Consider the following 4,299-nt stretch of genomic DNA (forward strand, 5'->3'; position numbering starts at 1 on the left):
GCCCCATTTTTCAAAAGAAAATTTTAAAAATGTTGGGGATTAGCCAAGCGGTAAGGCAACGGACTTTGACTCCGTCATTCTCAGGTTCGATCCCTGAATCCCCAGCCATTTTGTTACGAGCCATTAGCTCAGTTGGTAGAGCACCTGACTTTTAATCAGGGTGTCGTAGGTTCGAGTCCTACATGGCTCACTTTAGTTTATAAATGCGGTCATGGCGGAATTGGCAGACGCGCTAGATTCAGGTTCTAGTGGTGTAACAGCCGTGGAGGTTCGAGTCCTCTTGACCGCACCATTAGCGGAAGTGGCTCAGCGGTAGAGCATCGCCTTGCCAAGGCGAGGGTCGCGGGTTCGATTCCCGTCTTCCGCTCCATAATATGTGCCCTTAGCTCAGCTGGATAGAGCGTTTGACTACGAATCAAAAGGTCAGGAGTTCGAATCTCTTAGGGCACGCCATATCTTACGGGATGTAGCTCAGCTTGGTAGAGCACCTGGTTTGGGACCAGGGGGTCGCATGTTCGAATCGTGTCATCCCGATTTATATAACGAGCCTTTTATCCTAATTGGATAAAGGGCTCGTTATGTTTTTAAGGTATATAATAGCACAGTGGAGCGATTGCTTGCAGCTTTTCTCCCCATTTACTTCAACGCCATAACGAACTAGGTTAGTCTGGGCGTGGGGATGGAATGGTTCTGGCCAACTGGGCGATGCAGCAAGGACATACCATTCTACTCCCGTGCAAGTTCTTGGACTTGGCGAGTCCGGTCCCACCACTCCTGAACCGCCTCAGTGGCCTGAAGGCGACGTGCTGACGGTTACCGATGTGACCTATAACAGCGTACGGCTGAATTGGCAGCCGGCCACAGATGATACGGGTGTATACAAATATTTTGTATCCAAAGACAATGCGCTGCTGGCTGCCCTGGACGGGGACGTAAACAGCTATGAAGTGAAGGGGCTGTCTCCAAATTCGTCCTACCTCTTTTCTCTAGTCGCCATCGATGCCTATGACAACCAAAGTGTGAAACAAGAAGTGACGGTCAATACTGCCGCATATACGGCTCCCGGTTCTTTTCAGCTTTCCGATTCCAAAACTTATTCAGACGGTCGGTACAATTACGAGTTTTCGTTATACTACGGGTACATTTCGTCTCCGGGCCAAGAGTTGAGTGGATCATGGCCCCCCCCTAAAGGCTATCATGGGATTGTTAATGTCTCCATGATTTCTCCGGAAGGGGAAGATTATGACCTTTGTCTGGCGACCGTGGACGATGATAACCCATCTTGCGGTCCTAAGACGGAGCACCCGGATGGTGCCGAGTACAGTGCTGCCAAGGTACCCGAAGGTTACACTGCAGAGTGGAGAGTTAAGGGACATACGGACAATGATTATAGTCCGGATAAGAAGGTTATCGTATATGTGAGCATCAGATATGACAATCACTGAAGATTATTACTCTGTTTACGGAGCTTAATGGTCGGCCGCGGGATCACCCCGCGGCCATTTTTACTCCCCGGAGAAACACCTGGTTCCATCGGAAATTTTAACGGGACTCGGCAAGGATGCAAGACCCCTATAAAAACACTCCTTTGTTTTTTGCCTTTTGTCCCCCGTATGGTAACAGGAGCATACGTAATTAATGTCTTAAGCGTGGGTTTTACGTTTATTTGGTTGGCGGACCCCCTTACGGTTATGAAAAATGAGTTATTAATATGCGGGGACGGGTACGATAGCACAATGTGAACAGGCTGCCGTTGTCGGTAGCCTATTCGGCTAACTGGCAGTAGAGCGTGGTGGCTACTTGGTTAGGTAGTTAAGAGTTAGCAGTGACCTCATAATACGAATGGGTAGAATAACGAAGCGATGTATATAATTACACTTTACCTTTTTCGAGAGTATTGACTGTTATATGATTAAGAGAAAAGGTTTAAAGGGTTATGTTATGTACACTCAACCGATTGCCCTACGTTCAGTCTATGGAACTGGACATGGATGGTTGTCGTTCATACTTTTATGCTTTGACACTTTAATATAATACTTTATAAAAATTTTCATCTAATATATCAACTCCGGCTATTTAGGCAGCAAGCATCTCCAAAAATCTCTCCGATCTAAAGTATTCAGTACATATTGCTTCGGCTGTGAATGAAAACTTATGCCTTGTTTCAAGAGACCACGATATGAAATTCGTGAATGAAGGGCTGAATATAAATGTGATAGACATCTAATTCCCGCCTCTTGCTATTGGAGTGCGGGATTTTTGTTATGGTAATTTACATCCGATCGAGACCGCCTACAAGTCAAGAGCACGAGTTGTTGAGAAACAAAGCTTAAGCGAGAAATTGACACGCTAATGGACGAATTATTCGAATAGGAACACGCCCACTTCAGACAAGTGGGCGTGTTCTTTCGCATTTGTAGAGATCGGTAAAGAAAAGATTACGGTTCGGTAGGTGTAATATCATAAGGCAGGTATTCCGCAAATGCATGAATATCCGACATGGATTTTATTTGCAATTGGGATACGATGATTCATGATATCGAACAGCTGACGTCCACATGGGAACCAGGAACAGATTATCTTGGTCTCATCAGCAAAGTCCTATAGCCCGATAAAATGAGACAAAAGCTTTGCAGCTTCCGCTCGAGTCAAGGGACTTCGAGGATGAAATGTTCCATCCGGATAACCAGATATCCATCCAGATTTGATTAATCGTATGACTGAAAATTGCCCCCATTTAGGAACCTCGTGGAAATCGGTAACCAGTTTTTCGTCACCATAAAATGGCATATCGGCAAACTTGCTCGTACGGCCTATTATAGTTGCGGCTTCCACTTTACTTATGGTCCGTTTTGGATGAAACAACCACTTTCCTTCCTTCTCTTCGCCTATAACGAGTCCGGCATCCATCAAAGTGTTGATATAAGGTCTTGACCATGACTTATCTGGGACATCATCGAAAGAGCGGTTCGGCTGCTCACTTGGTTCTAATCCCATTGTTAGTACAGCGATTTTGGCGAATTCCTCCCGTGAAATCAGTGCATTTGGTTCATACAATCGGTTGTCGCGTCCGCTCAGGATATTCAAATGATTCATAACCTCCACTGTATGGTGGATCCAATGTGATTTTGGTACATCCGCGAAAGCATCCGTACGATCCACTAGAAATTCGCGGACGAGCACGCTTTCATTAACGGTATCTGCACGATACTCAGCAACGATTTCAATACGATGGAATCCGTCCTTCAAGCTTTGCGGATTGATGACGACCGGCGTGTCAGCATTCGCATCCGAGACAATCTGCCCGTCGAGCGACACTTTAACGGAATCTACGGGCTTGCTCAGGCTCCGTATGTCCAAATTGAATGGTCCCTGTATCGTTTCAAACAGAAGAAAATCGCGAATATCCAACCACGGCGTATCCGTCTCGGGAACGATAAGATTACTGCCATGAAGAGTTATATAGACAGGATCCTTTTTGAATAAATCTCCATTAAACAAATACTCCACGTATAAGTCGTACATACCGTCTCTAGGCAACACAATATCAGTGATACTATCTGATGGCTGATTAGAATCGATTACGACATCGCCTGATTCAGTATCTTTGACGAGCAGCCGAACTTTGTTTGGAACTCGGACATTGTAGATTTTGATTACGAAGCGACCTTGGTCGGCGGTAAACCGAATCTTGTTCGTTTGCTTTCTGTCAATATCGGCAAAATGACTGACCAGCTCAACCATAGTCAGGTCCTCCTCAGGAGAAACGGCATAAAGCTGAGTTGGAAGCAATAGGCTGAGCAATGCCGCAATGACGATAACCCTTTTCAAAAACATATTAATCCTGTCCCTTCCCTTATTCGAATACCTACTATATTACAGCATCGAATATATGAATGTTGCGAAAACCGGAAAGGAAATTGTTGGACTGTACAATCCACATTTGCCTAACGTAGAGTTGATTGGACAATACCGTTTTATCCTAACGGTGACTACTATATTTTCTTTCCAAAGGATTTAAAATGGTGTTATTTTAGCCATCCTTGGGAAGAATCTGTAACCCTGATTAATGACGAGTTGATAAAAGCCTTTGCTAAAAATCAACCCAAAATCTTCGGAGAAATTATACGTCGGGGTTAACCTTACGGGTACGATAGCTCATTAAAGACATGACGGCAGCCGATCAGAACGTGAACTGAACCCCGTCAAGTAGACAGTACAAATAACAAAAATCAATTAAGCGGCCTTGGTCCTAAATTCCATCGGACTGAGGCCGTTTAGTTTTGCTTGTAACCGTTC

At 45.0% G+C, this 4,299-nt stretch carries 3 protein-coding genes, 6 tRNA genes and 1 pseudogene; 9 read left to right on the plus strand and 1 reads right to left on the minus strand.

What is annotated here, in order from left to right; all coding sequences use genetic code 11:
• The first annotated feature begins 33 nt into the window (after positions 1-33).
• From AC0YNZ_RS31240 to AC0YNZ_RS31275, 8 genes and pseudogenes are all read left to right on the plus strand, one after another.
• Positions 34-108 (plus strand) — tRNA-Gln (locus AC0YNZ_RS31240).
• Positions 109-117: 9 nt separating this feature from the next.
• Positions 118-190 (plus strand) — tRNA-Lys (locus tag AC0YNZ_RS31245).
• A gap of 15 nt (positions 191-205) precedes the next feature.
• Positions 206-292, plus strand: a tRNA-Leu gene (locus AC0YNZ_RS31250).
• Between the two features lie 3 nt (positions 293-295).
• Positions 296-370, plus strand: a tRNA-Gly gene (locus AC0YNZ_RS31255).
• A gap of 6 nt (positions 371-376) precedes the next feature.
• Positions 377-453: transfer RNA gene (locus AC0YNZ_RS31260), tRNA-Arg, on the plus strand.
• Positions 454-460: 7 nt separating this feature from the next.
• Positions 461-534 (plus strand) — tRNA-Pro (locus AC0YNZ_RS31265).
• A gap of 143 nt (positions 535-677) precedes the next feature.
• Positions 678-743 (plus strand): annotated as a pseudogene (locus tag AC0YNZ_RS31270) (hypothetical protein); the annotation flags it as partial.
• On the plus strand, positions 735-1,445 hold the full coding sequence (locus tag AC0YNZ_RS31275; protein ID WP_475830257.1) for a fibronectin type III domain-containing protein: 711 nt from the start codon (positions 735-737) through the stop codon (positions 1,443-1,445). The pseudogene AC0YNZ_RS31270 and the gene AC0YNZ_RS31275, both read left to right, overlap by 9 nt.
• Positions 1,446-2,601: 1,156 nt before the next feature.
• Here the strand turns inward: AC0YNZ_RS31275 and AC0YNZ_RS31280 are convergent.
• Positions 2,602-3,837 (minus strand): S-layer homology domain-containing protein, encoded by a 1,236-nt coding sequence (locus AC0YNZ_RS31280; protein WP_475830256.1) that lies wholly within the window; start codon positions 3,835-3,837, stop codon positions 2,602-2,604.
• Between the two features lie 132 nt (positions 3,838-3,969).
• Here AC0YNZ_RS31280 and AC0YNZ_RS31285 point away from each other — a divergent pair, with 132 nt between their 5' ends.
• Positions 3,970-4,140, plus strand: coding sequence for a DUF2716 domain-containing protein (locus AC0YNZ_RS31285; protein WP_475830258.1), 171 nt, complete (start codon positions 3,970-3,972; stop codon positions 4,138-4,140).
• The last annotated feature ends 159 nt before the right edge of the window (positions 4,141-4,299 follow it).

It is taken from the genome of Paenibacillus sp. J2L1-98 (genome assembly GCF_056269405.1).